Raw genomic sequence first — 3,839 nt, 5'->3', positions numbered from 1 at the left:
GTCCAAAAAATTTCTGAAATTATTTGTTTATTACAGGCTTTTAAATGTTCCAATAAATAAGGATGTAATAATAAATCCGAATCTACAAAAAACAAATAATCATAATCTTGTTTTAAGGCATATTCAATAATTTTGTTCTTATAGTTGGCTACTTTTAACATCAAAGCATAATTCCAATAGTGAGTTTCCTCATCGCGATGATAACCGCCCCTTTTTTTTCCGTCAAAAATAGTTACTTGAGAACCACTTCGGGAAAAATCCTTTAATAATTTACTAGCAGCAGGGTCAAGATTATCATCTACAAATACATAATCCAATCTTACCGTTTCCCGCTGTAAATTTTTAAGTGACTGCAAAAAAAGACTTAAAATATCCGGCTTTTGATAAACCGGACTACCAATCAAAACTCGCTTTTTTTTCAATAAAACTCCTCCATCCCTACAGCTTATTTACTTATCACTTTATCAATAAGCCACAGCAATAGCAAGTTTTAGCCAGTAGGTGCCAAATTCTTGTAATTCTGTAAGTAATATTGTTCTTGTGAAATGGTAATTTCAATACCTTCTCGTCCCACTAATTTGGGCACATGAGTAACCACAGTAGTATTCACCTCTGCAAAAATTAAGGGGCGCAAACCGTCTGAACGAAAATTAAGTTCAAAATTAGTTTTCTTTAAAAATTTATTTTCCAAGTGTTCATTTAAAGCTAAATTTTCTCGAAAATATTTTAAAGCCACTACTTGAGCTTTAGTTTCATCAATAAAACTTTTACCTCTTAATAAATCGGTTTCTTCTATGGCCGCAATCATAGCTGCATCTAAAGCCAAATCAAGAGCAGTGGTCATATTTAACCTGACAACCCAAAAAGTTAATAAATCCATAACCAACAAAAAAACAATTAAAGCCAATAGCAGCCAAACAGGTAGTTTCAAAGCCATCATTCCTTTTTAACGAATAAATTCCTGTGCCAAACCGAAAACAGTCACCCGCAGAGTTAATTGATATTCCCTACCCATAGGTCTTAAAGCCCTGAACTGATAAGGCATTTCCGTTTTTAAGGTTAAAATCTCCCCCCTTTGTACACGGGGAGGAGTACCTTTAACCTTAACTTGTGCTTGTAAAGGATCAAGACCCTGAATTTTTAAAAAATCATAAAAATATTGTTCGATACTAGAATCAAAACCATTTTCCAATTTCATTAAAGCCATAGTTTCGTTAGCCGCCACCCTCAATTTACCATAAGTGATAAAATAACAAGCGATTTCTATCCCTAAGAGAAAAACCATAGTTAAAATCAGTAAGGTAAAAAGTCCGCTTAACCAACTACTACCCTTTTCCGTATTAAAAATAGTCGTCATTTTAGGAACCAATGGGTTTTGTTATGGAATCTAATTTAGCAGTTATGCCGTCCACAAAATCAGGCAGCCACTTCTGCAAAATCGTGTAAATCAATACCAAAATTACGGCGGTAACGGCCATCCAACCAATAGTAGCCACTAGATCCCCTCTTTCATTAGCTAGATAACGCCGCCAATATTCCAAAATTATAATTTGTTGTTTTAAAAACATACTCTTCGCCCCCCTATAAAATTGTTCCCAATTGGGAAAATAGTTCCCAGGCCTTAAGTGCCAGGGCACTAATTACTAAAGCAAAAATTAAAACATATAATTGATAAATTTTTTCCGGTTTGGATTTAGTTAATTCTTCAATAACCACACACCTAATTTCCGTAATATCATTTTCAATGGTTTGAAAATAATTATCTGCAGCTTGATAACCATATTTTATGGCAATTTTTACAGCAGAAACAAAACGATCTACTACCGGCATTTGAAAAGCGGCCGCAAATAAGTCCAAGGCTTTTGCCGGCGGCAAATACTGTAAATCACTGATTAATTTATCGATCAAACCCCGCATCTTCATCCCTGAATGATCTCTTATTTGAATAAAAGCAGCAATATAATCACGGCCACTAGCAAAACTAATTCTTAATTTATCTATTAAATCTGGCAAATCGCGAATTAATTGAGCTTGCCATTGCTGATATTCTTTTTTTAATTGACGGTAAAATTGCACTATTAATAGACCTACAAAAAAAGGATAAAGCAAAACATAACCAAGAAAACCGGTAATCAAAGGTACAATTAAAATAGGCAAAGCCAAAACTAGGGCTTTGACAAAATAAGTGGACAACTCCTTTTCAGCACTTTTTTCCCGTCCCATTAAATGAAGCATTTTACGCATGGAACCTAAAACCCAACCTTCTAAATTAACCCTTTTTTTACTTAATTCAATTAACTCCCAAACATAACGGGTCAATTTATCTTCGCGGGCCAAAGCCAACTCCTTTTCCGTCAATAAAACAACCCCAGCACGGACAATAGCTTGTCGAGCTGTTTGCTTATCACCTAGTAAAAAACTGACCAAAAAAGTAAATAACAAACTAATTACCAAAGAAATTATTCCTAAATAAACAGTCATCTTATCACCTATAGATCATCAAAATTTAAACTTAAAAACTCTTCTCCTTTGATATAAACAAAGACTGTGCCCATTACAAAAGCAAAAATAATAATTTTACCTGGCAAGGTATGAAGATAAACATTTTGCTCATGAGTACTAACAAAAGAAAGAATTAAAGGGAAAAACCAAGCCAACAGCAAGGTTAAATGAAGTTTACGTTTTTTATCACGACTGCGTTCTTCAGCCTTTCGAATAGCCCTTAAATCAAATTCTATAGCCTGCACAGCTTTATCTAGAGCCTCAATGGCTTCTTTGGTAAAACCCTCATAATGAGCATATAAAAGATGCTCTACATAAAGATCAAATTTACGAAAATTTACCTGTGTTTTTAAATTAAGCAAGGCATCGCGTACACTGCTCCCTAAGGTAATATCCCGCAAAAAACTATTAAAAATTTCCCTAATTTCTAAATCAGCGATTTCATCACGGGTCATTTCCATAGCCCGAGTAATATTTTCTTGTTCTGGCAAACGTGAGAGAAGTAAACGTAAAGGATCTACCAATTTAGAAATTAAATGATAACGCAATTTTTGCCGCTGGCGTTCAATTAAAAAGCGGGGTAAATAAAAACCGATCAAAAAACCACCCAGCAAGATAAAAGCATTATGAGTAATGACAGCTGCCATTAAGGTTAAAAAAAGATTGAGGGTCAAAAGTAGTAAACACTCCTCAGTAGTTACTTTCCAGCCAACTCCTTTTGCCTGCTGCTGTAATTTTTTAATTGGTTTAATTTTTGGCCATTGTTTTTTGGGGATCAAAAAAACGTAGAGCACCCCTAACCAAATAGAAAATAATAGACTGATATAGAATGAAAAATGACTAATACTCACCTACTTTTCACCTGCCCCAAATTTAGCCATTTTTTTATTCTATTTTCGGGAATCATTTGAACCCGTAATTTATGAGCCAAAGCCTGGGAAATGCCCCCCAGTGGCTGATGATATCCTAAAAGATGGTCATCCTCACTTACTCCGGTTTGTACAAATTTAAAAAGTGTATTACAGATAGGCTTTTTAGCCCCCTCATAACCAATTAATTCTACAACTTCGGTAATAATACGGCTCTTCTTTATTTTTTGTTGAAAAATGATTAAATCCACGGTATCTGCTAGCTGTGCGGCAATGGCTTCATCATTGTAACCATCACCAGCTAATTGCACGATTCGTGTAGCCGCATTTCTAGCAGAACTAGCATGTAAAGTAACATAACAATTATGGCCGGTATTCATAGCTTCATGGGCTTGTCTGGCTGCCTGTCCATCTCTTACTTCACCAATAATTATTTTCCAAGGACGCATCCGCAAAGATACTTTAGTT

The 3,839-nt window shown here is 34.9% G+C and carries 7 protein-coding genes; all 7 read right to left on the bottom strand.

The genetic code is table 11. The features are described from left to right. Positions 1-422, bottom strand: a 422-nt coding sequence (locus GX687_06290) for a glycosyltransferase family 2 protein (GenBank protein HHX97046.1), incomplete at its 3' end; no start/stop codon positions are given. Between the two features lie 68 nt (positions 423-490). Beyond that, positions 491-940 (bottom strand): hypothetical protein, encoded by a 450-nt coding sequence (locus tag GX687_06285; GenBank protein HHX97045.1) that lies wholly within the window; start codon positions 938-940, stop codon positions 491-493. 6 nt (positions 941-946) lie between these two features. After that, positions 947-1,357, bottom strand: coding sequence for a DUF4320 family protein (locus tag GX687_06280; GenBank protein HHX97044.1), 411 nt, complete (start codon positions 1,355-1,357; stop codon positions 947-949). Between the two features lies 1 nt (position 1,358). Then, positions 1,359-1,568 (bottom strand): hypothetical protein, encoded by a 210-nt coding sequence (locus tag GX687_06275; protein ID HHX97043.1) that lies wholly within the window; start codon positions 1,566-1,568, stop codon positions 1,359-1,361. 13 nt (positions 1,569-1,581) lie between these two features. After that, a complete protein-coding gene (locus GX687_06270; protein ID HHX97042.1) occupies positions 1,582-2,481 on the bottom strand; it encodes a hypothetical protein in 900 nt (299 codons plus the stop codon). A gap of 8 nt (positions 2,482-2,489) precedes the next feature. Next, entirely contained in the window at positions 2,490-3,296 is an 807-nt protein-coding gene (locus GX687_06265) for a hypothetical protein (protein HHX97041.1), read from the bottom strand. 53 nt (positions 3,297-3,349) lie between these two features. Further along, a partial coding sequence (gene tadA, locus GX687_06260; GenBank protein HHX97040.1) for a Flp pilus assembly complex ATPase component TadA occupies positions 3,350-3,839 on the bottom strand: 490 nt, incomplete at its 5' end.

The organism is Clostridia bacterium, from assembly GCA_012841935.1.
Classification (GTDB): domain Bacteria; phylum Bacillota; class Peptococcia; order DRI-13; family DTU073; genus DUTS01.
The sequence above is the reverse complement of the archived record's forward strand: the minus strand, read 5'-3'. Positions and strand labels throughout refer to the sequence as shown.

Bases quoted from the DNA above. Each gene is read 5' to 3' on its own strand.
- GX687_06285 (HHX97045.1), bottom strand. From the start codon at position 940: ATGATGGCTTTGAAACTACCTGTTTGGCTGCTATTGGCTTTAATTGTT.
- GX687_06280 (HHX97044.1), bottom strand. From the start codon at position 1,357: ATGACGACTATTTTTAATACGGAAAAGGGTAGTAGTTGGTTAAGCGGA.
- GX687_06275 (HHX97043.1), bottom strand. From the start codon at position 1,568: ATGTTTTTAAAACAACAAATTATAATTTTGGAATATTGGCGGCGTTAT.
- GX687_06270 (HHX97042.1), bottom strand. From the start codon at position 2,481: ATGACTGTTTATTTAGGAATAATTTCTTTGGTAATTAGTTTGTTATTT.